This window comes from Pseudomonas fluorescens, assembly GCF_000968015.1.
GTDB lineage: Bacteria > Pseudomonadota > Gammaproteobacteria > Pseudomonadales > Pseudomonadaceae > Aquipseudomonas > Aquipseudomonas fluorescens_W.
On sequence record NZ_LACH01000016.1, the window covers coordinates 1 to 24,397 of the forward strand.

Consider the following 24,397-nt stretch of genomic DNA (forward strand, 5'->3'; position numbering starts at 1 on the left):
CCGTAGCAGGAAGGCTATTTACCCCTGTAGCAGCTGTCGAGTCTGCGAGGCTGCGTTCGGCTGCGCAGCAGTCGTGAAATCAGGCAATGCGGTTCTTCAGGACTACCTCGCGGCCAGGTTTTACGACTGCTGCGCAGCCGAACGCAGCCTTCGGCAGCTGCTACACGGACTGCGTTATGACTTAACTGGCTGGCATTACCCCTGGGGCTTCTCGATTCATTTGGGTTTAACCAACTGTCAGTGCGCGCTTTCACTAGTGATCTTCGTCGACAAGGTATCCGGCGCCTCAACAACAAGCACTCGCGTAACCATCGCCAGCAGGCGGCATAAACCGGTACTCTCGCGCCCTCCCTCTATCGACGACGTTTGCCCATCGAGACTGAACAATGCCCCACGGAGCCATCTTCCAGGGTTCGAGCGTCAGAATCCTGATTTATCTACTGTTCGTGATCCAGCTCGTCTCCATGGGCGCGATGGAAATGAGCGGTCCGTTCTGGCCGGTGTACCTGCGTGGGCTGACCGACTCGGAATCGCTGTTCAGCTTCGCCTGCATCGCGGTCTACGTCGGCCCGATGCTGGGGATTATGCTGACCAGCGCTTTCTGGGGCCGTATCGGCGACCGCCATGGCCACAAGCTGATGATGATCCGTGCGCTCGCCGGTTTGTCGTTGACTCAGCTTGCGCTGGCACTGTGCAGCGACATCTGGGTGATCCTGATCCTGCGCTTTTTGCAGGGCGCGTTTGCCGGCTACATCGCACCGGCCCAAGCCTACGGTGTCAGCATCGAAGCCCCTTCGCGGCGGGCACGCCTGTTTGCCCTCCTGCAGATCTCGACCAACGTCGGTTCGTTGCTCGGCGCGGTGGTCGGCGGGTTGATTCTCGATTATGCGACGTTCTTCTGGATCAACATCATTGCCTCGGCACTGTGTGCGGTGTGCACCGTGGTAGCGGCGGTGACGTTGCCGGATGTACCACCGGTGAAGAAAACGCTGAAGGTGGATGCTACGCAAGTCAGTCGGCCACGCAGCCTCTGGCAGGGTTCACCGTTGCCGTCGCTGCTGGGTGTGATGGGGATTTTGCTGTTGGCGCGGATGCTTCCGCAGACCTCGTTTTCGCTGTATGTCAGCTCGGTGTTCGAGGTCAGCCATTCGGTCGTGGGCCTGTGCTACGGCTTGCTGGCCCTGGGCTTCATCATGTCGGCGACGCCGTGGTCGAGGTACTTCGAACACCGTACCCGGCAGGAAACCCTGCACCGTATCACCTACATCGTCATCGGCTGTATTGGCCTGACGGCCCTGGCCGGCATCACCCGAAACACGGTGGTGTTTGTGATTGCCTACTTCCTTTGGGGCGTGCTGCTGGGCGCAACGACGCCGGTGCTGATGGCACTGATTTCTAAAACGGTCGACAGTTCGCAGCAGGGTCACGTGCTGGGAATTGCTCAAGGCACCGCTCAATTTGCCTCCATTGCCGGCATCTCGGCCGGCGGTTTGCTGAGCCAGGTCTATGGATTGCCGTACATCTACCTGTTCGTTTGCCTGGCTTATGGGGTTGCACTGATCCCCATCGTCGCGCTGCGTTATCGACCGGTGATCATGCCCGCGAGCGATCCGTCTCCCGGCGACTGATCAAGCAGTATCTTCTTGCGTCGCTAGTTCACTGTCATCTAGTATTGGGAATACTTCTCAATCGCTAAAAATTATCATCCATGAGCGCTACCCTGCCCGCTTCCCCCGACAATCATCTGCGCGCGATCGAGGCCCTTTACAGCGGCCATCATGGCTGGCTGTATGCCACGCTGCGCAAAAAACTGGGTAACGCCATGGATGCGGCGGACCTGGCGCAGGACACCTTCACCCGCATACTCGCCTCCCAGGTTGCCGTCATCGAACAGCCCCGGGCTTACTTGAGTTGTGTGGCGAAGGGCATTCTCGTCAATTGGTACCAGCGCAAGGCGCTCGAACGCGCCTACCTCGATGCGCTCGCGCTGCTGCCCGCCCCCGAAGTGCCTTCGCCCGAACACCGTTTCATGGTGCTGGAAACCCTGCACGAAATCGACGCAATGCTCGATGCCCTTCCCGCGCTGGTCAAACGCGCGTTCCTGCTATCACAGATCGGCGGGCTGAAATACGAGGACATTGCCGCGCAACTGGGCGTATCGCTGATCACGATCAAGCGCTACATGAAGCAAGCCTTCGTGCAATGCCTGATGCTGGTGGAATGAATGTCGACTCACCGCAGTGACGCGCAGATTGATCCCCAAGTGCTCGACGAAGCCGCCGAATGGCTGATGCGTCTGAGCGAAGGCGATCTTGACGAAACCCAGCGTGCCGAATGGGAATGCTGGCGTGTCAGCAGCCCCGAGCGTCATCGCGCCTGGGGCCGCGCACAGTTGCTGCAAAGTAAACTCGGCGGGCTGCCACCGTCCTTGGCGATGTCGGCGCTCGATCGTCCAGGCAATCCGGATCGCCGTATCGCCCTGGGCAAACTGGCGATGATTCTGGCCGTCCTGCCCGCCAGTTGGGGCAGTTGGAAACTGGTGGAATCGCAGCAATGGTCGGCCGACTACCGGACCGCCCTTGGCCAGCGTCGCGAGCTGAACCTGGCCGACGGTTCGCAGATCACCCTGAACACCGACACCGCCATCGATGTGCTGTTCGACGCCCATCAGCGGCTGATCAACTTGCGCGAAGGTGAAATCCTGGTGCAAACCGCGCCAGATGCAATGCCTCAGGCTCGGCCCTTTCTGGTCAGCACGCGTCAGGGGCGAATGCAGGCATTGGGCACACGGTTTATCGTTCGCGAGCAGCAACCTCGCACGCACCTCGCCGTACTGGAAGGCGCGGTCAGGGTTCAATTACCCGATGGCAACCGCGTGCCGCCATTGATCGTAAACGCCGGGCAACGCACCGACTTTTCATCGCAAGCCTTTGGCCCGTTGAACCCGGTGGATCGCTCCGTCAGCGCCTGGGCCCAAGGCATGCTGATGGCTGACAACCTGCGTCTGGCCGACTTCGCCGCCGAACTGACGCGTTATCGCAGAGGCTTCGTACGTGTCGATCCGGCGATTGCCGAACTGCGCATTTCCGGCGCATTCCCGATCAGCGATACCCAACGCACGTTGAACATGCTGGTGCAAACCTACCCGGTGATCGCCACCGGCCATTTGAGCGGTTATTGGGTGACGCTCTCCCCCGCCTGAACCCCGCGCAAAAAAAGTTGCTGCGAGGGTGATACTTTTTTTGATCTCGACTGGCAAGGAAAGGAAGAACTTCTCAACCTCGTCGAAAGGGTCATCACTCCATGCTCGCTGCACGACCTCCGCGTTCGGATCGCTCACTCAAGCTGGCTGTCCGCAGCGCGTTGCTAAGCCTTGCCCTGACCGGCGCCGCCAGCCCCTTTGCCTGCGCCGCTGCGCCAGCTCAACTGGACACCACCGCTACCCGCGCTTACAACATTGCCCCCGGTCCGCTGGGGTCGACCTTGTCGAGATTTGCTGTGGAAGCCGGCATTGCGCTGTCGTTTCAGCCGGCGATGACCGAAGGCCTGAGCAGTCCGGGACTTTCCGGCACCTACTCGACCCAGGAAGCTATCAGCCGATTGCTGGCCGGCAGCGGCCTGGACATGGTTTTGCGCAGTGACGGCAGTTACACCCTGGCGCCGCGCCCGGCCGACAGTGCCGACCTGACCCTTGCCGAAACCACGGTCAACGGTATCGACGCACGGAGCGACAGCTTGCCACCGGTGTACCCGGGTGGTCAGATTGCCCGCGGCGGGCGCCTCGGCATGTTGGGCAACAAGGATGTGATGGACGCGCCGTTCAGCGTGAGCAACTACACCTCGGCGCTGATGAAAGATCTGCAAGCGGTCACCGTGGCCGACGTGCTGGAGCGCGATTCCTCGGTACGCTCCACGGGCCAGACCGGTGGCATTGTCGATTCCTTCTTCATCCGCGGCTTCCCGGTGGGTGAAGGCAACCTCGGTGAACTGGCGTTCGACGGCGTCTACGGCGTCGCCCCCAACTACCGGGTGTTTACCGAATACGCCGAGCGCATCGAAGTGATCAAGGGCCCCGGTGCCCTGCTCTACGGCATGTCGCCGAACAGCGGCGTGGGTGGCGTGATCAACGTGGTGCCCAAGCGCTCCCTCGACGAAGACCTGACCCGGTTCACCGCCAGTTACGCCATGGACTCACAGATCGGCGGCCACCTCGACGTCAGTCGGCGCTTCGGTGAGGGGCGCCAGTTTGGCGTGCGCATCAACGGCAGCACCCAGCAAGGTGACACAGCCATCGACGATCAATCCCGGGATGTCGATATCGGCGCCATCTCGCTGGACTATCAGGGTGAGCGCCTGCGAACCACGCTGGACCTGATCAGCCAGAAAGAAGAGTTCGACGCTGCCTCCCGGCCGTTCCTTATTGCGTCAGGGCTGGAGGTGCCTTCCGCCGCCAACGGCCGAACCAACGTGAGCCAGGACTGGGGCTGGTCCGAAACCCGCGACAAGTCGGCGTTGCTCGGTGCCGAATACGACCTCAACGACGCCCTGACCGTGTTCGCCCATGCTGGCGGCGGCAAGTCGGACGTCTCGCGGATGTCCGACCAGACCCCAACCATCCTCAACGCTGCCGGCGACACGTCCTCGATCCCCGGTTATTACAAATTCGAAGTCGAACGCTACACCGTCGATGCCGGCGCGCGCCTGCGCTTCGACACCGGACCGATCAGCCACAGCACCACGCTGCAAGTCACCCGTTACCGCGATGAGTTGTCTCGCGGCATCATTTCCGGCCCGGCTGTACGATCGAATATTTACCACCCGATCGACCGTCCAAAACCGTCCATCGCCACGCCGGATGCGTTGAAAGTGTCCGAGACCGAGTTGTCCGGTGTGGCCCTGGCCGACACCCTTTCGGTGCTGGACGAGCGCTTGCAGGTCACCCTCGGCTTACGCAAACAGAACATCGAGTCCGATAACTTCAACGCGGCCGGCGCGGTCACCACTTCATACGATAAGAGCGAGACAACGCCGCTGTTCGGTGTCGTCGTCAAACCCTGGGACCATGTGTCGTTCTACTACAACTACATCGAAGGCTTGAGCAAAGGCGACATCGCGCCGGCCACGGCCTCGAACTCGGGCGAGATCTTCGCGCCCTACATCTCCCGGCAACAGGAGGTCGGAGTCAAAGTCGACTACGGCACTTTCACCTCCACGCTCGCTCTGTTCCAGATCAAAAAACCCAGCGGCGAACTGGCTGCCGGGGTGTTCTCGGTACAGGGCGAGCAACGCAACCGCGGCGTGGAGCTGAACGTGTTTGGCGAGATCGCCCAAGGCACGCGCCTGCTCGGTGGCGTGACCCTGCTCGACGCCGAACTGACCAAAACCGGTGTTGCCGCCAACCGTGGCAATAAACCGGTCGGCGTACCCGAAGTCCAGGCCAACCTCTGGGCCGAGTGGGATACCCCGTGGATCGAAGGTTTTACCTTGACCGGCGGCGCGATCTACACCGGCAGTCAGTACATCAATCAGGCCAATACCCAGGAACTCGACCCGTGGACGCGTTTCGATGTCGGCGCGCGGTATGCCACGCGCATCGCGGACCGACCGACCACCTTCCGGGCAACGGTGCAGAACGTTTTAGACCGGGAATACTGGTCCGGCGTCGCGTCCTACGGTGCCTTCTCCCAAGGCTCGCCGCGCACCCTGCAACTGTCGGCCACCGTCGATTTCTGAAACGTTCAGCCCCGGGCAACGGCCTGAGCCGTTGCCCTGTCTGGCTTCCTGCAAAGGTTTCAACCATGGCTTCTGTTCTTCGACGCCGCCACGCCTTCACGGCCCTGCTATTGGCAGGGTTTCTCGGCGTGGCGTTGTTTTGTCTGGCACCGCACACCGCATTTGCGGCCGATCAGGATCCTGCTGCGGTCACGGTGACCGATCTGCTGGGACGCAAGGTCAAGGTCCACCTCCCGGTCAGGCGCGTGATTCTCGGCGAAGGCCGTCAGTTGTATCTGGTCGCCGCGCTGGATACGCAAAACCCCATCGAACGCATCGTCGGTTGGCGCAAGGACTTGATTCAGTCCGACCCGGACACCTACGGCGCCTACCTGCGCAAATTCCCGGACATCGCGAAGATCCCAACCTTTGGCGGCTTTGAAGACGGCACGTTCGACATCGAGCAAGCCATCTCCCAACAGCCGGACGTGATCATCCTCAACATCGAAGCGCAGCACGCCACCGAAGACGCGCGCTACATCGACAAGCTCGATGCGCTAGGCATCCCGGTGGTCTACGTCGACTTTCGCAACAACCCGATGCAAAACACTGAGCCGACCATGCGCCTGTTCGGCCAGCTGTTTGGCAAAGAAGCACGCGCCGAGGCTTTCATCGACTTTCGTAACCAACAGATCCGCCGCGTCACTGACGTGATTGCCGCCAGCAAGCCGTCGCGCCCGAATGTATTCATCGAACGCATCGGCGGTTACACCGACGATTGCTGCCTGAGTTTCGGTAACGAGAACTTCGGTCGTTTCGTGGAAATGGCCGGTGGCAACAACATTGCCAAAGGCATCATTCCCAGCACCTTCGGCCAACTGAACCCCGAACAGGTGATTGTCGCCAATCCCGACCAAGTGGTTGTCACCAGCGCCAATTGGGAAGCCTTTGCGCCGAGTGGTCGCTGGGTCGGCGTCGGACCCGGCGCGGACCTGACTAACGCCCGAAACAAACTGGCCTGGTACACCCAACGCCCGGCGTATGCCGGGATCAAGGCTCAGGACAACCAGGCCTTTCATGCCATTTGGCATCAGTTCTACAACAGCCCTTACCAGTTCGTGGCCATCCAGCAACTCGCCAAATGGTTTCACCCGACGCTGTTTGCAGACCTCGATCCCGACGCCTCGTTTCGTGAACTCCATGAGCGGTTCCTGCCGGTGACTTATGAGTCAGGCTACTTCGTCAGTCTGAAGGAGAGCCATCAATGAGTTCCCTGGGTGAAGTACAGATCGTGCAGAGCGACACCTACCGTCAACTGGTGCTGCGTAAACGGCTGATCCTCGGTGCGCTCGTGGTGTTGCTGGTGTTCAGCGTGCTGCTCGATCTGGCCCTGGGCCCGGCCAGCTACAGCCTGAGCGAAGTGCTCGGGGCATTGTTTTCTCCAGATACCGCATCGAAGCAAGTCCGGGTGGTGATGTGGGAAATCCGCTTGCCGGTGGCCCTGATGGCCGTGGCGGTCGGCGCGGCGTTGTCCCTGGCCGGCGCGCAGATGCAGACGATCCTCAACAACCCGCTCGCCAGCCCCTTCACCCTCGGCATTTCCGCCGCCGCCAGTTTTGGCGCGGCGATGGGACTGGCGTTTGGCGTCGCGTTGTTCCCCTTGGCGGCGCAATACATGGTGCCGGTGAATGCGTTCATCATGGCGATGCTTTCTGCGCTGCTGATCCACTTCTTGAGCATGCGTCGCGGCGTAACGGCCGAAACCATTGTGCTGCTCGGCATTGCGCTGGTGTTTACGTTTAATGCGCTGCTGGCGCTGGTGCAGTTTTTCGCCACCGAGCAAGCCGTGGCGGCGGTGGTGTTCTGGACCATGGGCAGCCTGACCAAAGCCACCTGGCCGAAACTCGGGGTGATCTGTCTGGTGATCCTGATCACCCTGCCGATTTTCGCCAGGCGCGCCTGGGCTTTGACCGCCCTGAGGCTGGGCGACGACAAGGCGGCGAGTTTCGGGATCAACGTGCGGCGTTTGCGCTTTCAGACGCTGATCATGGTCAGCCTGCTCGCCTCATTTCCGGTGGCGTTTGTCGGCACCATCGGCTTTATCGGACTGGTTGGCCCCCACATCGCCCGAATGTTGATCGGTGAAGATCAACGGTTCTTTTTACCGGCCTCGCTGCTGACCGGCTCGCTGATTCTGTCCGCCAGTTCCGTGGTCAGCAAAACCCTGATCCCGGGCGCGATATTCCCCATTGGCGTGGTTACCTCGCTGATTGGCGTGCCGTTCTTCATATCTCTGATCCTCAGCGGGAAGAAAAACTCATGGTGAAGATCCAGCTGGAGAACCTTGGTGCCCACTACGGTCAGCGCCAGATCATTACGGGCGTGACCACGACGACGTTTAACGGCGGCCAAGTGGTGGCGGTGGTCGGACCGAATGCGGCGGGCAAGTCGACGCTGTTCAAACGCATGGCCGGGCTGATTGACGGCCCAGGCCAGGTCAACCTGCAGGACTCGAAAAAAGGCCCTCAGGGAATCAGCTACATGCCTCAGGGCTTGAATGCCAGCGCCCGCCTGACGGTTTACGAGTCAGTATTGCTGGCGCGCAAACAACTGACGCCAGGCTGGGTTGTCCACGACGATGAGTTGCAGCGGGTGGACCAGATTCTCGGCGCCCTGGGGATCACTGAACTATCCTTTCGCAACCTTGGGGAACTGAGCGGCGGCCAGCAACAACTGGTGTCGATCGCCCAAACCCTGGTGCGCGAGCCGGAAATTCTGCTGATGGACGAACCGACCAGCGCGCTGGACATGCATCGGCAGGTGCAAGTGCTGAACTTCATGCGCGCACTGGCGCGCAGACGCGAAGTCATCGTGTTCATCGCGATCCATAACCTGAATCAGGCGCTACGCTTTGCCGATCAGGTATTAGTGATCGCCAATGGCACCAGCCAGGGCAGCGGTCCCAGCGATCAAGTGATTACGGTGAAGATGCTGCGCGAAGTCTACGAGGTTGAAGCAAGGATCGAGCAATGCAGCCGTGGACAGCGCCACATTCTGATCGACGACATCGTTTGATACCCGATCCACCGCGCAATGGGCTGAGGTGCTGCTAATCTGAATGAAAATGACATGTATTAACGGTTTCTTTAACGTTTTTTTCTCATGTTGTTCTCTACATTCGCTGCAACTCAAAACATGCCAATGATTCGCATTGTGCTACCCGCGAGTCTGCATGCATGACTTCTAAAAAAGAACCGGAGCTGCCCACAGAATGAATGCCCGTATCCCTTCTTTCCTGAAAAAAGCACTGCTGGCCACCGCGCTGCTGAGCGTCGGCCACGTGTATGCGGCGGATGCCGATGGCATCGTAGTCTACAACGCCCAGCACGAAAGCCTGACCAAATCCTGGATCGAAGGTTTTACCAAGGAAACCGGCATCAAGGTCACCGTGCGCAATGGCGACGACACCGAGATGGGCAATCAGATCGTACAGGAAGGCGCCGCCTCCCCGGCCGACGTGTTCCTGACCGAAAACTCCCCGGCCATGGTGCTGGTCGACAACGCTGGGCTGTTTGCACCGGTTGCGCCGGCCACCCTGGAACAGGTCGGCAATGCTTACCGCCCGGCCCATGGCAAATGGGTGGGGATCGCCGCGCGCTCCACGGTGTTTGTCTATAACCCGAGCAAACTGCCCGAAGCCGAGCTGCCCAAGTCGCTGATGGACCTTGCCGGCCCAAACTGGAAAGGTCGTTGGGGTGCTTCACCGGCCGGTGCCGACTTCCAGGCCATCGTCGCCGCCGTGCTGGAACTCAAGGGTGAAGCCGCCACGCTGGAATGGCTCAAAGGGTTAAAGGCCAATGCCACGATCTATCGCGGCAACAGTGCGGTACTGAAAGCGGTCAACGCCGGGCAGGTCGACAGCGGTGTGATCTACCACTATTACAGCTTCGGCGACCAGGCCAAGACCGGCGAAAACAGCAAGAACACAGCCCTGCACTACTTCAAACACAAGGATCCGGGCGCGTTCGTCAGCGTCTCCGGCGGCGGCGTGCTGGCGTCCAGCAAACACAAGGAACAAGCCCAGGCGTTCCTCAAATGGGTTACCGGCAAAGATGGCCAGGCCATCCTCAAAACCGGCAAATCGTTTGAATACGCCGTGGGCAAGAACGCTGAATCCAATCCAAAACTGGTACCTTTGCAGCAACTCGACGCGCCGACAGTCGATGCGTCAAAACTCGACAGTAAAAAAGCGGTGGAGCTGATGACTCAGGCGGGACTGCTCTAATTGATGCCTGAAACCTTGCCAGCGGGTGTCGCCGAGGCGATACCCGCGAACTTGCGACGACGAACCCGCGGCCTCTTCGCGGGGCGCGGTGGCGCGTGGGTGATCGGTTTGTCGGTGCTGGTTTCGCTCCTGTCGCTGCTGCCGATTGCCTTCGTCATCGGCGTATCGTTTCAGACAGGCTGGGCGACCCTTGTGCCGCTGGTTTTCCGGCCTCGGGTCGCTGAATTATTGATCAACACTGTTTTACTGGTGGTGATCACGATTCCGTTGTGCGTCACGCTAGGCCTGTCTCTGGCCTGGTTGACAGAGCGCACCAACCTGCCGGGGCGGCGCTGGTGGTCGTTGTTGGCGACCGCGCCGCTGGCGGTACCGGCGTTCGTGCACAGCTATGCGTGGGTCAGTCTGGCCCCACCGATTCACGGTCTGTTTGCCGGGGTTCTGGTCTCGGTCATCGCCTACTTCCCGTTCCTGTACTTGCCGATTGCAGCGACCCTGCGCAGGCTCGATCCGGCCATCGAAGACGTTGCCGAATCGCTGGGGCTAAAACCCTGGGCGATATTTTTCCGCGTGGTCCTGCCGCAGTTGCGCCTGGCCATCTGCGGCGGTGCTTTGCTGGTGGGCCTGCACTTACTGGCCGAATATGGCCTGTACGCGATGATCCGTTTCGACACCTTCACCACGGCCATCTTCGATCAGTTCAAGTCCACCTTCAACGGCCCTGCCGCCCACATGCTGGCCAGCGTGCTCGCCCTGTGTTGCCTGGTGATGCTGACCGCAGAATCGGCCGCTCGTGGCTCGGCGCGTTACGCCCGGGTCGGGTCGGGAAGCGCTCGCGAACAGCGAGTGGTGCGTCTGAAACCCGGAACAACGCTCCTCGCCCTGACCGTACAGATCGCGACCTGCGCGCTGGCGCTGGGCGTACCACTGGTGACTTTAGGTAACTGGCTGATAGCTGGCGGTATGCAGGTCTGGCAGATGGACGAACTTCTGCCAGCGCTGGAACAGACGCTGCTGCTCGGCGTTGTGGGTGCCGCCCTCACCACTTGCGCCGCCATCCCGATTGCCTGGCTGTCGATTCGCTCTCCGGGCCGGTTGCAGCGCGTACTGGAAAGCTGCAACTACATCACCAGTTCGTTGCCCGGGATCGTCGTGGCCCTGGCATTGGTGACCGTCACCATCCATTTCGCCCGGCCGATTTACCAGACGACCATCACAGTGCTGCTGGCGTACCTGCTGATGTTTTTGCCCCGCGCTCTGGTGAGTTTGCGCGCCGGGATCGCCCAGGCGCCGGTGGAGCTGGAAAACATGGCCCGCAGCCTCGGCCGCTCGCCTGCCCGGGCATTGTGGCTGATCACCCTGCGCCTGGCCGCGCCCGGTGCTGCCGCAGGCGCCGCACTGGTGTTTCTGGCGATCACCAATGAGTTGACCGCCACCCTGCTGCTCGCCCCCAACGGCACGCGCACCCTGGCCACCGGGTTCTGGGCCATGACCAGCGAAATCGATTACGCTGCGGCTGCGCCCTATGCCCTGCTGATGATTTTGCTGTCGCTTCCCTTGACCGGACTTCTTTATCACCAATCCAAACGAACGGCTGGCCGATGAACGCTCTTGAACTCCATTCCATTTCCAAGTCCTACGGCTCCCATCAAGCGCTGGAGAGCATCAACCTGTCGGTGCCAACGGGCAGCCGAACGGTTATCGTCGGCCCGTCCGGCTCAGGAAAAACCACGTTGTTGCGGATGATCGCCGGCTTCGAATTCCCGGATACGGGCCGTCTTTCACTCAATGGCCAAACGCTCGTCGACAACACCCACGAAGTCCCGGCGCATCAGCGTTTGATTGGTTATGTTCCCCAGGACGGCGCCCTGTTCCCGCACATGACCGTGGCCGCGAACATCGGTTTCGGGCTTTCGATCAAGGGCGGTGCAAAACAAGAGCGAGTCGCAGAACTGATGGATAGCGTGGCGCTGGATGCGAACATGGCCAACCGTTGGCCCCATGAACTGTCCGGCGGCCAGCAACAACGCGTGGCGCTGGCGCGGGCGTTGGCGCAACAGCCGCGCTTGATGTTGCTGGACGAGCCGTTTTCGGCCCTCGACACCGGACTTCGGGGCGCCATGCGCAAAATGGTCGCACGGCTGCTGACCGACGCTGGCGTGACCACCATTCTGGTCACCCATGACCAGAGTGAAGCCTTGTCGTTTGCCGATCAGCTGGCGGTGATGCGCGACGGTCGACTGGTGCAGTCAGGCCATCCGCTGGATCTTTACCGCTACCCCGAGGATGAACAAACCGCGTTGTTTCTGGGAGATGCCGTGGTCATGCCCGCCAGAATCGAAGCAGGCTGGGCCCATTGCGATCTCGGTCGCATACCGGTGAACAACCACCGGAACAACAAATCGGCGCAGATCATGCTGCGTCCCGAACAACTGCAACTCGTCAGCATCCAGCCCAGCCCAACCGAGGCTGCCGGGTGTCGTGCCGTTGTGACCGAGCGGGATTTCAGCGGCAATACCTGCACGTTGACGGTGGAATTGGAAACGTTGGCTTCCGGGCAACAGGCTGGGCGATCATTAATGGTGCGCAGCTCGGGCCTGTATGCGCCACCCGCCGGCAGTGCGGTTCACGTTTCGACAATCGGCCATGCCCATGTACTGAGCGAATCCTGAACCTCGTCTATCAAAGATCGAACCGGTCCACGGCCCGACGCCGTTCGTTGTCATCGCGCACATCGTAGTTGGCGGTGGTCTGGATGTTGCTGTGATGGGCGAGTTTCTGGGCGATCGACAAGTCGTACTCCTCAATGACGCGGGTAATGAACGAACGTCGAAAATCATGCGGCATGATTTTCACCCCGACCTGCGCGCCCCGTTGTCGGGCGATGTAATAGATCGCATGTTTGGTGATGCGCTCGCGGGTGATGTGACTACCGCGGCGGATGCGATTGAACAGGAACGAATCGTCCACTTCACCCTCCTTCAGTAGCGAGCGCCGCAGTTCCAGCCAGTCATTGAGCTTGGCGAACGCCCAAGCCGGTGCGTACTTGATCAATTGCTTATTGCCCTTGGCGGTCACACGAAGGCTGCGCTCGGCGAAATCGACCTGGTTCAGGTCCAGGTTCACCGATTCGGATTTGCGCATGCCTGAGCCATACAAAATCCCGATGATCGCCGCATCCCTCAACCCTTGTGGCCGTGGATCGGCAGCGCAGACCGCCATCAATTCCTGGATCAGCGTGCGCCTGAGGTTACGTCCCTGGGACAAACGCGTGCCGGCAATCCCTTTCACCGAACGCATTTTCAGCAAGTGCTCCTGACTGATCAGGCTCATGCGCCACGCTTCGTTCATCACCCCGCGCACCGCGTTGACGTACAGCGAAGAGGTGTTCGGCGCATAGCCGTCCGTGCGCAAAGTGGCCACCAGCGCGATGACATCTTCCGGTTGCAGGTTGTGCCAGGGAATCTCCTCGACGTTCATGTCTTCGAAGCCCAACCGGTCAGCGGCGTCCTGCAACACGTAACGCATGGTCAGTTGGCTGGAGGGCGCCAGACGTGCCAGATACAGGGTCAACGGATTGGTCTTTGAGGGAATTGGGTCGGTAGCGGGTAAGTCAATCAAACGAAACGGCCTTCAGTGGAAACAGTTCATTAAACAACTAAGGATTGAAACATCCTTCATGTAAAGCGGGACACTTCTGTAGGACCTTCTACTAGAAAACTCGATGAACGGCAGAAGCCTGAACAGTGGCTGTATGCCCCCCAGATAAACGATTCGCCGACTGGTTTTTCATGTCCCTTTCACAAAATCAGGAATAACCTCAATGAGTCCAGCCTGTCTCTTTGCGAGGGACCAACCTGCCGACCATGGCAGAAAATGTCAACCTATCTAAATCGTCAGGTATTTCGAGTAACTTGTTGATACAGCTTTTCTTTTAGCGTCTATGCTTGCACTGGATCCAAATTTTTTTTAGCCTCACAGGCTATTCACTCTTTAGCCCAGAGGTGCCCATGAGTCAGGCTTTTCTCCCCTTCTCCCGCCCCAGTATCGGCGATGAAGAAATTGCCGCCGTAGAGCAAGTGCTGCGCTCCGGCTGGATCACTACCGGGCCGAAAAATCAGGAGCTGGAAGAGCAATTCGCCAATTACGTGGGATGTCGTCATGCCGTGGCACTGTCCTCGGCCACCGGCGGGATGCACATCACGTTGCTGGCATTGGGCATTGGTCCGGGCGACGAAGTCATTACGCCGTCGCAGACCTGGGTGTCCACTGCCAACATGATCTGCCTGTTGGGCGCGACTCCGGTGTTCGTCGACGTAGATCGCGACACGCTGATGAGTGACCTGGCCAGCATCGAAGCGGCGATCACGCCGCGCACCAAAGCCATTATTCCGGTGCATTACGCCGGTGCAGCGTTCGATCTCGATCCGCTTTATGCGTTGGCCGACAAACACGGCATCCCCGTCATCGAAGATGCCGCTCATGCCGCAGGCACCTTCTACAAAGGGCGACATGTCGGCGCGAAAGGCACGGCAATCTTCTCGTTCCACGCGATCAAGAACATGACCTGCGCCGAAGGCGCGATGTTCGTCAGCGATGACGAAGCCCTGGCCTCGCGAGTGCGCATGCTCAAGTTTCACGGCCTTGGGGTCGACGCCTATGACCGCCTGACTCACGGGCGCAAACCTCAGGCTCAGGTCATGGAGCCCGGCTTCAAGTACAACCTGGCCGACATTAACGCCGCCATCGCCCTGGTGCAGCTGCAGCGACTGGACGAAATCAACGCCAAACGCACGGAGCTGGCCGGTGCTTATTTGCAGCGACTGGAAGGTTTGCCGGTGCAACCCCTGGCCCTTCCAGCCTATGCGCAGCAGCACGCTTGGCACCTGTTCATCCTGCGTATCGACACCGAGCGCTGCGGGCTGGACCGCGAAGCGTTCATGAAGGCTCTGCAGGAACAGAACATCGGCACCGGCATTCACTTCATCGCCACTCACCTCCACACCTATTACCGCCAACGCTTCCCCAACATCTACCTGCCCAACACCGAATGGAACTCGGCGCGGCTCTGCTCGATCCCGTTGTTCCCCGACATGACCCTCGATGACGTCGATCGTGTGGTCGGCGCCATTGAAAACGTTATGGACTCAAGCCTGTGAAACCTTACCCAATCCGCTGCGTGTCGATCGTCATTCCGGTCTACAACGAGCAAGACAGCCTGCCCGAGTTGCTCCGGCGTACCGAAGCGGCGTGTCAGCAATTGCACCATGACTACGAGATTGTGTTGGTCGATGACGGCAGCCGCGATGACTCGGCGCAAATATTGGAACAGGCAGCATCGCTCAAAGGCAGCCCGTTCGTAGCGGTCATTCTCAACCGCAACTACGGCCAGCACGCGGCAATCATGGCCGGTTTCGAGCAGTGCAAGGGCGATGTGGTCATCACCCTCGACGCCGACCTGCAAAACCCGCCCGAAGAAATCCCGCGGTTGGTGGCTCAGGCCGAGCTGGGTTATGACGTGGTCGCCACCGTGCGCAGCAATCGTCAGGACTCGGCGCTGCGCCGCTGGCCGTCGAAGCTGATCAATCTGGCCGTGCAGCGCTCCACCGGCGTCGCCATGACCGACTACGGCTGCATGCTCCGCGCTTACCGGCGAACCATCGTCGACGCCATGCTCGCCTGCCGCGAACGCAGCACCTTCATCCCGATCCTCGCCAACAGCTTCGCCCGGCACACCACGGAAATTCTGGTGACCCACGCCGAGCGTGAACATGGTGAATCCAAGTACAGCCCCATGCGCCTGGTCAACCTGATGTTCGACCTGATCACCTGCATGACCACCACGCCCCTGCGTTTGTTGAGCATTGTCGGCTTCGCCATGGCAGCCCTCGGCGTGCTGTTTGCCACGGCGTTGATCGTGTTGCGCCTGGCCTTCGGCGCCCATTGGGCCGGCGACGGGACGTTCGTACTGTTCGCCGTGCTGTTCATCTTCACTGGCGGCCAATTCATCGGCATGGGCCTGTTGGGCGAATACCTGGGCCGCATGTACGGCGACGTCCGCGCCCGCCCCCGGTTCTTTATTGAAAAAGTCCTGCGTAACCAACCCGCTGCCCCGGTTCCCGTTGTCACCGTTGACGGTCTCACCTCCATTTCTTCAGATCAGGTTCACTCATGAGTGCAAAAGCTGTTGTCTTCGCCTATCACGATATTGGCTGTGCCGGCATCGAATCCCTGCTTAGCTCGGGCTTTGACATTGCCGCCGTGTTTACCCACGCCGATGATCCGAAGGAAAACGCGTTCTACGGCTCTGTTGCGCAACTGTGCGCACGCAAGGGCATTCCGGTGCATGCCCCGGAAGATGCCAACCACCCGCTGTGGATCGAGCGCATCGCCAAGCTCAACCCCGATTACCTGTTCTCGTTCTACTACCGCAACCTGCTGAGTGAACCGCTGTTGGCCACGGCCAGCAAAGGTGCCTTCAACCTGCACGGTTCGTTGCTGCCGCGCTACCGTGGCCGCGCGCCCGCCAACTGGGTGCTGGTCAACGGCGAAACCGAAACCGGCGTGACCCTGCACCGCATGGTCAAACGGGCCGATGCCGGCGCCATCCTCGCCCAGAAAACCGTGGCGATTGAACGCAGCGACACCGCGCTGAGCCTGCACGGCAAATTGCGTCTGGCCGCTAGCGACTTGCTACATGACACCTTGCCAGCGTTACTCGCCGGCAAAGTCAGCGAAACCCCACAGGACGAATCCCAAGCCACGGTGTTTGGCCGGCGTACCCCGGCCGACGGCAAATTGGTTTGGCAAAAACCGGCGGAAGAACTGTTCAACCTGGTTCGCGCGGTGACTCAGCCTTACCCGGGCGCTTTCTGCGCCGTGGGCGAACACAAGCTGATTGTCTGGAACGCAGAAGTCGCCAAGGGCAACGAAGGCCAGGCACCGGGCCGGGTCATCAGCGTCGACCCGCTGCGGATCGCCTGCGGCGAAGATTCCCTGGTGATCACCGCCGGCCAGCGCAACGACAATGGCCTGTACCTCAGTGGCCCGCAACTGGCCAACGAACTGGGTCTGGTGGACGGTTCCGTGCTGCGTGGCGCCGAGTCCGGTCGTGCCCCGCGTCGCACCCGCGTGCTGATCCTCGGCGTCAACGGTTTCATCGGCAATCACCTGTCCGAGCGCCTGCTGCGCGACGACCGATACGAGGTGTATGGCCTGGACATCGGCTCGGATGCCATCGAGCGTCTGCGCAGTCACCCGAACTTCCACTTCGTCGAAGGTGACATCAGCATCCACTCCGAGTGGATCGAGTACCACATCAAGAAGTGCGACGTGATCCTGCCACTGGTGGCGATCGCCACGCCGATCGAGTACACCCGCAACCCGCTGCGCGTGTTCGAGCTGGACTTCGAAGAGAACCTGAAACTGGTTCGCTACTGCGTCAAATACAACAAACGCGTGATCTTCCCGTCGACCTCCGAAGTCTACGGCATGTGCCAGGACCAGAACTTCGACGAAGACACCTCCAACCTCATCGTCGGTCCGATCAACAAACAACGCTGGATCTACTCGATCTCCAAGCAACTGCTCGACCGGGTGATCTGGGCCTACGGCCAGAAAGGCCTGAACTTCACGCTGTTCCGCCCTTTCAACTGGATGGGCCCACGTCTCGACCGTCTGGACTCGGCGCGGATCGGCAGTTCCCGCGCGATCACTCAGCTGATCCTCAACCTGGTGGAAGGCACGCCGATTCGCCTGTTCGATGGCGGCGAGCAAAAACGCTGCTTCACCGACATTGCCGACGGCGTGGAAGCGCTGGCGCGGATCATCGACAACGACAACGACGCCTGCAACGGCCAGATCATCAACATCGGCAACCCTGACAACGAAGCCAGCATTCGCCAGTTGGGCGAGGAGCTGTTGCGTCAGTTCGAAGCGCACCCGTTGCGCGACAACTTCCCGCCGTTCGCCGGGTTCCGCGATGTCGAAAGCAAAGCATTCTACGGCACCGGCTATCAGGACGTGTCCCACCGCAAGCCGAGCATCGCCAACGCCAAACGTCTGCTGGACTGGACGCCGACCGTGGAGATGAGCGAGACCATCGGCAATACGCTGGATTTCTTCCTGCGTGAAGCCATGCTCGAAATCGCGGACAAGCGCTGATGCGGGCAGGTCTGCGGATTGATGTCGACACGTACCGGGGCACCCGTGAGGGGGTGCCGCGGCTGCTGGAAATCCTCGATGAAGCGCAGGTCAAGGCGACGTTTTTTTTCAGTGTCGGGCCGGACAACATGGGGCGCCATTTGTGGCGCCTGATCCGCCCGCAATTTCTCTGGAAAATGCTGCGTTCCAACGCGGCAGGCCTGTACGGCTGGGACATCTTGCTGGCCGGCACCGCGTGGCCCGGCAAACCGATCGGCCGTGATCTTGGGCACTTGATGCGTCAAACCATTGCAGCCGGGCATGAAGTCGGGCTGCACGCCTGGGATCATCACGGCTGGCAGGCCAATGCCGGGCGCTGGAATGACAAGCAACTGATCGAGCACCTTCGTCGGGGCGTGGACACGCTCGCCGACATCCTCGGGCAAAACGTCGAATGCTCGGCGTCCGCCGGGTGGCGGGCAGACGAGCGCGTGATCGAGGCCAAGCAGGCGTTCAGCTTTCGCTACAACAGCGATTGCCGGGGCCAGAGCCTGTTTCAGCCGCGATTGTCCAATGGTGGTTTGGGGGCGCCGCAGATTCCGGTGGACCTGCCAACCTTCGATGAGGTGGTCGGCCCCAGCGTGGCGGCCAAGGACTTCAACGCTTTTATTCTTGATCGCTTCAGCCCCGAAAAACTCAACGTCTACACGATCCATGCCGAAGTAGAAGGGATTCTGATGGCCCACGATTTTCGTCAACTGCTGGCCGATGCGCGCCAGCGAAACATCCGTTTTCAACCCTTGGGCGATCTGCTGCCCGAGGCGACCGACACCTTGCCGGTTGGCCGGGTGCTGCGCGGCACCCTGGAAGGACGCGAAGGCTGGTTGGGAGTGCAAGGCGTATGAGCAAGCGCTGGGCATTACCGTTGTTGCTGGCTATCTTCGCTCTGGCGTACCTGCTGCCGCTGGGCAGCCATGGCTTATGGATTCCCGACGAAACCCGCTACGCCCAGATCAGCCAGGACATGCTCCTGAGCGGCAACTGGGTGTCGCCGCATTTCATGAGCCTGCGTTATTTCGAAAAACCGGTGGCCGGCTACTGGATGATCGCCGCCAGCCAAGCGTTGTTTGGCGACAACCTGTTCGGCGTGCGGTTTGCCTCCGCGATGAGCACCGGGTTGAGTGTGTTGCTGTGTTACCTGATCGCTCGCCGGCTCTGGAACGAACCGCGCAAGAGTTTTGCCTGCGCGCTGCTGTACATGAGTCTCACCGTCATCGCTGGCGCCGCGGGCTACGCCAACCTCGATCCGCAATTCACCTTCTGGGTCAATTTGAGTCTGGTGGCCTTGTGGTTTGCCCTCGACAGCGTCAGCCGTGGCCAGCGCCTGATCGGTTGGGCGGCGATGGGCCTGGCCTGCGGCATGGGGTTCATGACCAAGGGTTTTCTCGCCTGGCTGCTACCGGTGCTGATCGCCTTGCCCTGGATGATCTGGCAAAAACGCTGGCGTGAACTGCTGATCTACGGCCCGCTGGCGATTGCCGTGGCCGTCGCCGTCAGCTTGCCGTGGGCCTTGGCCGTGCACGCGCAGGAACCCGATTACTGGCGGTTCTTCTTCTGGCATGAACACATTCGCCGTTTCGCCGGCGACGACGCGCAGCATGACGCACCGTGGTGGTTTTATCTGCCGTTGCTGGTCGCCTTCAGTCTGCCGTGGGTGGCGTTGCTGCCGTCGGCGCTGAAGCAGGCGTGGGACACACGACGCCAGGCCAACATCGCTTTCCTGCTGCTGTGGCTGCTGATGCCGCTGATTTTTTTCAGCCTGAGCAAAGGCAAATTGCCGAGCTACATCCTGCCGTGCCTGTTGCCATTGGCGTTGCTGCTGGGCCATGCACTGGTGGACCGCTTGAAGCTTGAGCAAGGCCGGGTACTGGGCATCAATGGTCTGCTGAACCTGCTGCTGGGCCTGACGATCCTGGTGGCCCTGGTCTACCTGCAACTGAAAAAACCGCTCTACAACCATGAACTGCACAACCTGGTGCTGGTGTTCATCGGCCTGACCGGCTGGATCATGGCCAACCTGCTGCAAGCCTTTAGACCGTTGCAATGCTGGGCGGCGCCAGCCTTCGGCAGTCTGCTGCTGATCGCCTTGTTGCCGGCCGGGCTGCCTGAGTCGGTGGTCGCCAACAAGATGCCCGATCAATTCATCCTCGAGCATTCCCAGGAACTCGGCCAGACCGACCAATTGCTGAGCAACGATCTCGGCGCCGCCGGGGCCCTGGCCTGGCGTCTGAAACGCCCGGACGTGGCGTTGTACAACACGATAGGCGAATTGAAATATGGCCTCGCCTATCCTGACGGCGCACAGCAGCAAGTTCACCCGAACCAGGTTCAAGCTTGGATGCGCAACGCCCGCCAGAGCGGCTCGGTCGGCGTGGTCATGCGCGTCAAAGGTGACGAGGAACTGCAAGAAATCGAACGGCTGCCCAAGGATGGCAAGCGTTATGAACAAGGCAACATTGTGATTCTGATCTTCCCTCAGGAGGCGTCATGAGCCTGTTACTGCTCTTGGCCGCCTGCCTGCTGACCTGCCTGGGCCAGATCGCCCAGAAATACGCCGTGGAAAGCTGGCGCGACAAGGTATCGGACTGGAGCGAGAAACTGCGTTCGCCGTGGTTGTGGCTGGCCCTCGCTGCTCTGGGATTGGGCTTGCTGGTGTGGCTGCTGGTGTTGCAGCGCCTCGAGGTCGGCATCGCCTACCCGATGCTGAGTCTCAATTTCGTGCTGATCACCCTGGTCGCCCGCTTCGTTTTCCACGAAACCATCGACCGTCGCCACTGGTTGGGTGTGGCACTGGTGATCGGTGGCGTGGTGCTGCTGGGGCAACACACATGAACCTGCGTCGCGGAATCACCTTCGCGCTGGGCAGCGTGCTGCTGGTCAGTGCCGCGCAACTGGGCATGCGCTGGAGCATGAGCCGCCTGCCGCCACCTGAATACTGGTTCACCGCCAGCATTGATTTGAGCGCTGTCGCCGTGGTGCTGGCGGCGATTCTGGCCTACGCCCTGTCGATGCTTTGCTGGCTCGCCGCCCTGCGGGATTTACCGCTGGGCCGGGCCTATTCGCTGCTGAGCATCAGCTACGCGCTGGTGTACCTGCTGGCCGCCAGCCTGCCGCTGTTCAACGAAGCGTTCAGCCTTTCAAAAACCATCGGGGTGGCCTTGGTCATCCTCGGTGTCATTACCATTAACTCTCGGCCTGCTCGCTCGCGCGAACTCAGGAGTACCCCATGAAAATCAGTGTATTTGGTAGCGGTTACGTTGGTCTGGTGCAAGCCGCCGTCCTGGCTGAAGTTGGCCACGACGTGGTCTGCATGGACATTGACGAGAAGAAAATCGAGCTGTTGCAACAAGGCCACGTGAGCATTTTCGAACCGGGGCTGGCCAGCCTGGTGCGCGAAGGCCTGGAAGGCAAACGTCTACAGTTCACCACCGACGAAAAACTCGCGGTGCAGCATGGCCAGGTGTTGTTTATCGCGGTCGGCACACCGTCCCGGGACGACGGCTCGGCGGATCTGAGTTACGTGCTGTCGGTGGGAGAAGCCGTGGCGCGTCATCGTGAACAACCGGTAATTCTGGTGGAGAAATCCACGGTGCCGGTGGGCACGGGTGACAACTTGCGCGCGCATATCGACAAGTGCCTGATCAAGGTCGGCCGCTTGCTGCAGTTCGATATCGTCTCCAACCCGGAATTTTTGAAAGAGGGCTCGGCCGTGGCCGATTGCCGGCGCCCGGACCGGATCATCATCGGCTGCGAACGCGATGAGGTGCGTGACGTGATGCGTGACCTCTACGCGCCCTTCAACCGCAACCATGACCGGGTCATGTTCATGGACCTGCGCAGCGCCGAGCTGACCAAGTACGCCGCCAACTGCATGCTGGCGACCAAGATCAGCTTCATCAACCAGATCGCCGAACTGGCCGAACACCTGGGCGCCGACATCGAATCGGTGCGCCTGGGCATCGGCGCCGATTCGCGCATTGGTTACCACTTCATCTATCCCGGCTGCGGTTATGGCGGCTCGTGCTTTCCCAAGGACATGCGCGCCCTGATCCACAGCGCCGAAGAGGCGCATTGCTCCAGCGATTTGCTGCAAGCGGTGGAAGCGATCAATGAGCGTCAGAAGCACAAGCTGTACGACCGCATCAACGCGTTCTACAAGGGCGATTTGCGCGGCAAGACCTTTGCCGTGTGGGGCCTGGCGTTCAAACCGAACACCGACGACATGCGCGATGCACCGAGCCGGGTGCTGCTGGAATCGCTGTGGGCCGCCGGGGCCAATGTCCGCGCGTTCGACCCGGAAGCCATGCAGGAAACCCAGCAACTGTATCCCGATGAACCCAAGTTGATGCTCATGGGCACACCGGAATCGGTATTGTCCGGCGCTGACGCGTTGATCATCTGCACCGAATGGCAGCAGTTCAAGGCCCCGGATTTCAGCCTGATCCAGCAGCGGCTCAACGCACCGGTGATCTTCGACGGACGCAACCTCTACGACGCCGATCGCCTGGCTCGCGCCGGCTTCAAGTACTTCCCGATGGGCCGCGGTGAATCGCGCAATCTGCCGATTCCACATCAGCAGTGGCCCGCTGCTTCGGTCATTGCTTGATAGCGACATCACCTGGTATCCGCCGACAGTCTCTGGGGTTGGGGCTGTTGGCGCTGCTGCTGTTCAGCGCCGGGGTGTATCAGCAGGCGGTGATCGGCTTCGATTCGCGCTTTGTGCTGTTCGCTCAGGAAATGCTGCGCCACGGGCCGACATTTTTTCCGACCACCTATGGCCAGCCGTATGCGGATTATTCTGCGCTGACGACGCTGTTCATCTGGCTGCTGTCGCTGCCGTTCGGGCAGGTCAACAGTTTGACTGCCTGGTTGCCGAGCGCCATTGCCGGGGCGGTGATCGTCACGTTGATGTACCGGCTGCTGGCGCCCTACTCCCAGCGCTGGGCGTTGCTAAGCATCGCCCTGATGCTGCTGACCAACACCTTTGTCACCGAAACCCGTGCCGTGTCCCTGGATTTGATGCTCACGGCGGTGGCTTTCTCGGTGTTCTACCTGGGTTATGCCGCCGATCATTTCGCAGCAAAGCGCCGGTGGTGGTTGATCTTTGCGTTGTTGCTGCTGGGTTTCGGGATTCGCGGGCCGATCGGGCTGGTGATTCCCACGGGCATGCTGTGCAGCTATTTCTTGCTCAATCGACAATGGCAGCATTTTTTTGGTTTTGGCCTGATTGCGGCGGTGCTACTGGCCGTGTGCGTGGGCGTGCTGTTGTGGCTGGCGGAAACCATCGGCGGTCCGGACTTCATGCACGAAGTGGTGCGCATGCAGTTCATGGGGCGCCTGGACGGTAGCGAAGGCGTCAGCGGTTCGCTGTATTACTTCACCGGCTCAGTGGGCAACTATGCGCTCGCGTATCCGTTGGCGTTGCTGGCACTGGCCGCCGTCTGGCTGACAACGCCTCGGCAGGCCGGTCCCACACTGCGCCTGTTGCAGTACTGCACGGCGGCCGCCTTGATCGTGATGGTCGGGCTCTCGATCCCCCAGGCCAAAAAGGCCCGTTACCTGCTGCCTATGTTGCCCATGGCGGCGATCATTGCGGCGTATCCGTTCCAGGTGGCGCAGGGTCGGGTATTCGAGTGGTTGCGGGGGTTGATGCAAGGGGTGTGGTTGTTGATCCCGGCTCTATTGGTGGTTGGATTGATGGTCGCTCACCGACGTTTTTCCGAGCAAATGCCGGCGCTGACTGCAATGTTGATCATGCTTGGCGTTCTGCAAGTCATCGCGCTGGCAGTGCTTTTTCGGCCCGCCTGGCGGGCTCAGACACTGGCCTTTTGCGCGGTCCTGGCGTTGTGGTCGGTCTACATTCTGGTATTCGAACCGGTCGAACGCCGACTCTACGATACCCGGACTTTCAGCCGCGCGGCATTCGCACTGGTCCAGAAAGACCCGGCGCCTCTGGTGCTGCACGCCATGGGAAAAGACGCCAAGGCGATCAAGTTCATGGTCAACATCGAGCAGGACTTACAGCCGGTTTTCACCGAATCGACGCAAGAACTGGAAAACCTTCAGGGGCCGCAATGGCTGATGATGGATGAAAACGACTACCGCGCCCTGCAGGGCACGCCGTTGGGTGCGTTACCGCCCATTTTGAGCGGCAGCTTCGACAAAAACGATTACGTCCTGCTGCACCTCAATCCTTTGTAG

General features: G+C 60.5%; 20 protein-coding genes. 19 read left to right on the forward strand and 1 reads right to left on the reverse strand.

Translation table 11 applies throughout. The features are described 5' to 3' along the window. Window positions 1-386: 386 nt before the first annotated feature. The 10 genes from VD17_RS08975 to VD17_RS09020 all read left to right on the forward strand — a co-directional run bounded on the left by VD17_RS08975 (window position 387) and on the right by VD17_RS09020 (window position 12,666). A complete protein-coding gene (locus VD17_RS08975) occupies window positions 387-1,628 on the forward strand; it encodes an MFS transporter (protein ID WP_046053527.1) in 1,242 nt (413 codons plus the stop codon). An 80-nt stretch (window positions 1,629-1,708) separates the two neighbouring features. Next, the gene (locus VD17_RS08980; RefSeq protein WP_046053528.1) at window positions 1,709-2,224 is read left to right on the forward strand and encodes a sigma-70 family RNA polymerase sigma factor; all 516 of its coding nucleotides are present in this window, start codon (window positions 1,709-1,711) and stop codon (window positions 2,222-2,224) included. Further along, window positions 2,225-3,202, forward strand: a complete 978-nt coding sequence (locus tag VD17_RS08985) for a FecR domain-containing protein (protein WP_046053529.1) — start codon at window positions 2,225-2,227, stop codon at window positions 3,200-3,202. A 101-nt stretch (window positions 3,203-3,303) separates the two neighbouring features. After that, window positions 3,304-5,733, forward strand: a complete 2,430-nt coding sequence (locus VD17_RS08990; RefSeq protein WP_046053530.1) for a TonB-dependent receptor — start codon at window positions 3,304-3,306, stop codon at window positions 5,731-5,733. 65 nt (window positions 5,734-5,798) lie between these two features. After that, a complete protein-coding gene (locus VD17_RS08995; RefSeq protein ID WP_046053531.1) occupies window positions 5,799-6,980 on the forward strand; it encodes an ABC transporter substrate-binding protein in 1,182 nt (393 codons plus the stop codon). Further along, on the forward strand, window positions 6,977-8,038 hold the full coding sequence (locus VD17_RS09000; protein WP_046053532.1) for a FecCD family ABC transporter permease: 1,062 nt from the start codon (window positions 6,977-6,979) through the stop codon (window positions 8,036-8,038). Before VD17_RS08995 ends, VD17_RS09000 begins: the two co-directional genes overlap by 4 nt. Then, on the forward strand, window positions 8,032-8,787 hold the full coding sequence (locus tag VD17_RS09005) for an ABC transporter ATP-binding protein (RefSeq protein ID WP_046053533.1): 756 nt from the start codon (window positions 8,032-8,034) through the stop codon (window positions 8,785-8,787). The genes VD17_RS09000 and VD17_RS09005 overlap by 7 nt, the downstream gene beginning before the upstream one ends. 196 nt (window positions 8,788-8,983) lie before the next feature. Continuing rightward, a complete protein-coding gene (locus tag VD17_RS09010; RefSeq protein ID WP_046053534.1) occupies window positions 8,984-9,997 on the forward strand; it encodes an iron ABC transporter substrate-binding protein in 1,014 nt (337 codons plus the stop codon). A 3-nt stretch (window positions 9,998-10,000) separates the two neighbouring features. Beyond that, entirely contained in the window at window positions 10,001-11,599 is a 1,599-nt protein-coding gene (locus tag VD17_RS09015; RefSeq protein WP_046053535.1) for an ABC transporter permease, read from the forward strand. Beyond that, window positions 11,596-12,666, forward strand: coding sequence for an ABC transporter ATP-binding protein (locus tag VD17_RS09020; protein ID WP_046053536.1), 1,071 nt, complete (start codon window positions 11,596-11,598; stop codon window positions 12,664-12,666). Before VD17_RS09015 ends, VD17_RS09020 begins: the two co-directional genes overlap by 4 nt. 10 nt (window positions 12,667-12,676) lie before the next feature. Here VD17_RS09020 and VD17_RS09025 read toward each other — a convergent pair whose 3' ends face one another. Beyond that, complete coding sequence (locus VD17_RS09025) at window positions 12,677-13,615, reverse strand: site-specific integrase (RefSeq protein WP_046053537.1); 939 nt, start codon at window positions 13,613-13,615, stop codon at window positions 12,677-12,679. Between the two features lie 389 nt (window positions 13,616-14,004). On the opposite strand from VD17_RS09025, the gene arnB reads away from it, so the two are divergent. Genes arnB through VD17_RS09070 form a run of 9 tightly spaced genes read left to right on the forward strand, consistent with a single transcriptional unit; the run spans window position 14,005 to window position 24,397 of the window. Beyond that, complete coding sequence (arnB, locus tag VD17_RS09030; protein WP_046053538.1) at window positions 14,005-15,153, forward strand: UDP-4-amino-4-deoxy-L-arabinose aminotransferase; 1,149 nt, start codon at window positions 14,005-14,007, stop codon at window positions 15,151-15,153. Further along, entirely contained in the window at window positions 15,150-16,169 is a 1,020-nt protein-coding gene (gene arnC / locus VD17_RS09035; protein ID WP_046053539.1) for an undecaprenyl-phosphate 4-deoxy-4-formamido-L-arabinose transferase, read from the forward strand. The genes arnB and arnC overlap by 4 nt, the downstream gene beginning before the upstream one ends. After that, window positions 16,166-18,157: a bifunctional UDP-4-amino-4-deoxy-L-arabinose formyltransferase/UDP-glucuronic acid oxidase ArnA gene (gene arnA / locus VD17_RS09040; protein WP_046053540.1), complete on the forward strand. Its 1,992-nt coding sequence runs from the start codon at window positions 16,166-16,168 to the stop codon at window positions 18,155-18,157. The genes arnC and arnA overlap by 4 nt, the downstream gene beginning before the upstream one ends. Next, window positions 18,157-19,041, forward strand: a complete 885-nt coding sequence (arnD, locus tag VD17_RS09045; protein WP_046053541.1) for a 4-deoxy-4-formamido-L-arabinose-phosphoundecaprenol deformylase — start codon at window positions 18,157-18,159, stop codon at window positions 19,039-19,041. The genes arnA and arnD overlap by 1 nt, the downstream gene beginning before the upstream one ends. Beyond that, on the forward strand, window positions 19,038-20,687 hold the full coding sequence (arnT, locus tag VD17_RS09050; protein WP_046053542.1) for a lipid IV(A) 4-amino-4-deoxy-L-arabinosyltransferase: 1,650 nt from the start codon (window positions 19,038-19,040) through the stop codon (window positions 20,685-20,687). Before arnD ends, arnT begins: the two co-directional genes overlap by 4 nt. After that, a complete protein-coding gene (arnE, locus tag VD17_RS09055) occupies window positions 20,684-21,028 on the forward strand; it encodes a 4-amino-4-deoxy-L-arabinose-phosphoundecaprenol flippase subunit ArnE (protein ID WP_046053543.1) in 345 nt (114 codons plus the stop codon). Before arnT ends, arnE begins: the two co-directional genes overlap by 4 nt. Further along, window positions 21,025-21,426, forward strand: coding sequence for a 4-amino-4-deoxy-L-arabinose-phosphoundecaprenol flippase subunit ArnF (gene arnF / locus VD17_RS09060; RefSeq protein ID WP_046053544.1), 402 nt, complete (start codon window positions 21,025-21,027; stop codon window positions 21,424-21,426). The genes arnE and arnF overlap by 4 nt, the downstream gene beginning before the upstream one ends. Next, window positions 21,423-22,802 carry a UDP-glucose dehydrogenase family protein gene (locus VD17_RS09065; protein WP_046053545.1) on the forward strand — a complete coding sequence of 460 codons (1,380 nt, stop codon included), beginning with the start codon at window positions 21,423-21,425 and terminating at the stop codon, window positions 22,800-22,802. Before arnF ends, VD17_RS09065 begins: the two co-directional genes overlap by 4 nt. After that, window positions 22,799-24,397 (forward strand): ArnT family glycosyltransferase, encoded by a 1,599-nt coding sequence (locus VD17_RS09070; RefSeq protein WP_046053644.1) that lies wholly within the window; start codon window positions 22,799-22,801, stop codon window positions 24,395-24,397. Before VD17_RS09065 ends, VD17_RS09070 begins: the two co-directional genes overlap by 4 nt.

Coding starts and splice junctions, on each gene's coding strand:
- VD17_RS08975 (WP_046053527.1), top strand. CDS start 387: ATGCCCCACGGAGCCATCTTCCAGGGTTCGAGCGTCAGAATCCTGATT.
- VD17_RS08980 (WP_046053528.1), top strand. CDS start 1,709: ATGAGCGCTACCCTGCCCGCTTCCCCCGACAATCATCTGCGCGCGATC.
- VD17_RS08985 (WP_046053529.1), top strand. CDS start 2,225: ATGTCGACTCACCGCAGTGACGCGCAGATTGATCCCCAAGTGCTCGAC.
- VD17_RS08990 (WP_046053530.1), top strand. CDS start 3,304: ATGCTCGCTGCACGACCTCCGCGTTCGGATCGCTCACTCAAGCTGGCT.
- VD17_RS08995 (WP_046053531.1), top strand. CDS start 5,799: ATGGCTTCTGTTCTTCGACGCCGCCACGCCTTCACGGCCCTGCTATTG.
- VD17_RS09000 (WP_046053532.1), top strand. CDS start 6,977: ATGAGTTCCCTGGGTGAAGTACAGATCGTGCAGAGCGACACCTACCGT.
- VD17_RS09005 (WP_046053533.1), top strand. CDS start 8,032: ATGGTGAAGATCCAGCTGGAGAACCTTGGTGCCCACTACGGTCAGCGC.
- VD17_RS09010 (WP_046053534.1), top strand. CDS start 8,984: ATGAATGCCCGTATCCCTTCTTTCCTGAAAAAAGCACTGCTGGCCACC.
- VD17_RS09015 (WP_046053535.1), top strand. CDS start 10,001: ATGCCTGAAACCTTGCCAGCGGGTGTCGCCGAGGCGATACCCGCGAAC.
- VD17_RS09020 (WP_046053536.1), top strand. CDS start 11,596: ATGAACGCTCTTGAACTCCATTCCATTTCCAAGTCCTACGGCTCCCAT.
- arnB (WP_046053538.1), top strand. CDS start 14,005: ATGAGTCAGGCTTTTCTCCCCTTCTCCCGCCCCAGTATCGGCGATGAA.
- arnA (WP_046053540.1), top strand. CDS start 16,166: ATGAGTGCAAAAGCTGTTGTCTTCGCCTATCACGATATTGGCTGTGCC.
- arnD (WP_046053541.1), top strand. CDS start 18,157: ATGCGGGCAGGTCTGCGGATTGATGTCGACACGTACCGGGGCACCCGT.
- arnT (WP_046053542.1), top strand. CDS start 19,038: ATGAGCAAGCGCTGGGCATTACCGTTGTTGCTGGCTATCTTCGCTCTG.
- arnE (WP_046053543.1), top strand. CDS start 20,684: ATGAGCCTGTTACTGCTCTTGGCCGCCTGCCTGCTGACCTGCCTGGGC.
- arnF (WP_046053544.1), top strand. CDS start 21,025: ATGAACCTGCGTCGCGGAATCACCTTCGCGCTGGGCAGCGTGCTGCTG.
- VD17_RS09065 (WP_046053545.1), top strand. CDS start 21,423: ATGAAAATCAGTGTATTTGGTAGCGGTTACGTTGGTCTGGTGCAAGCC.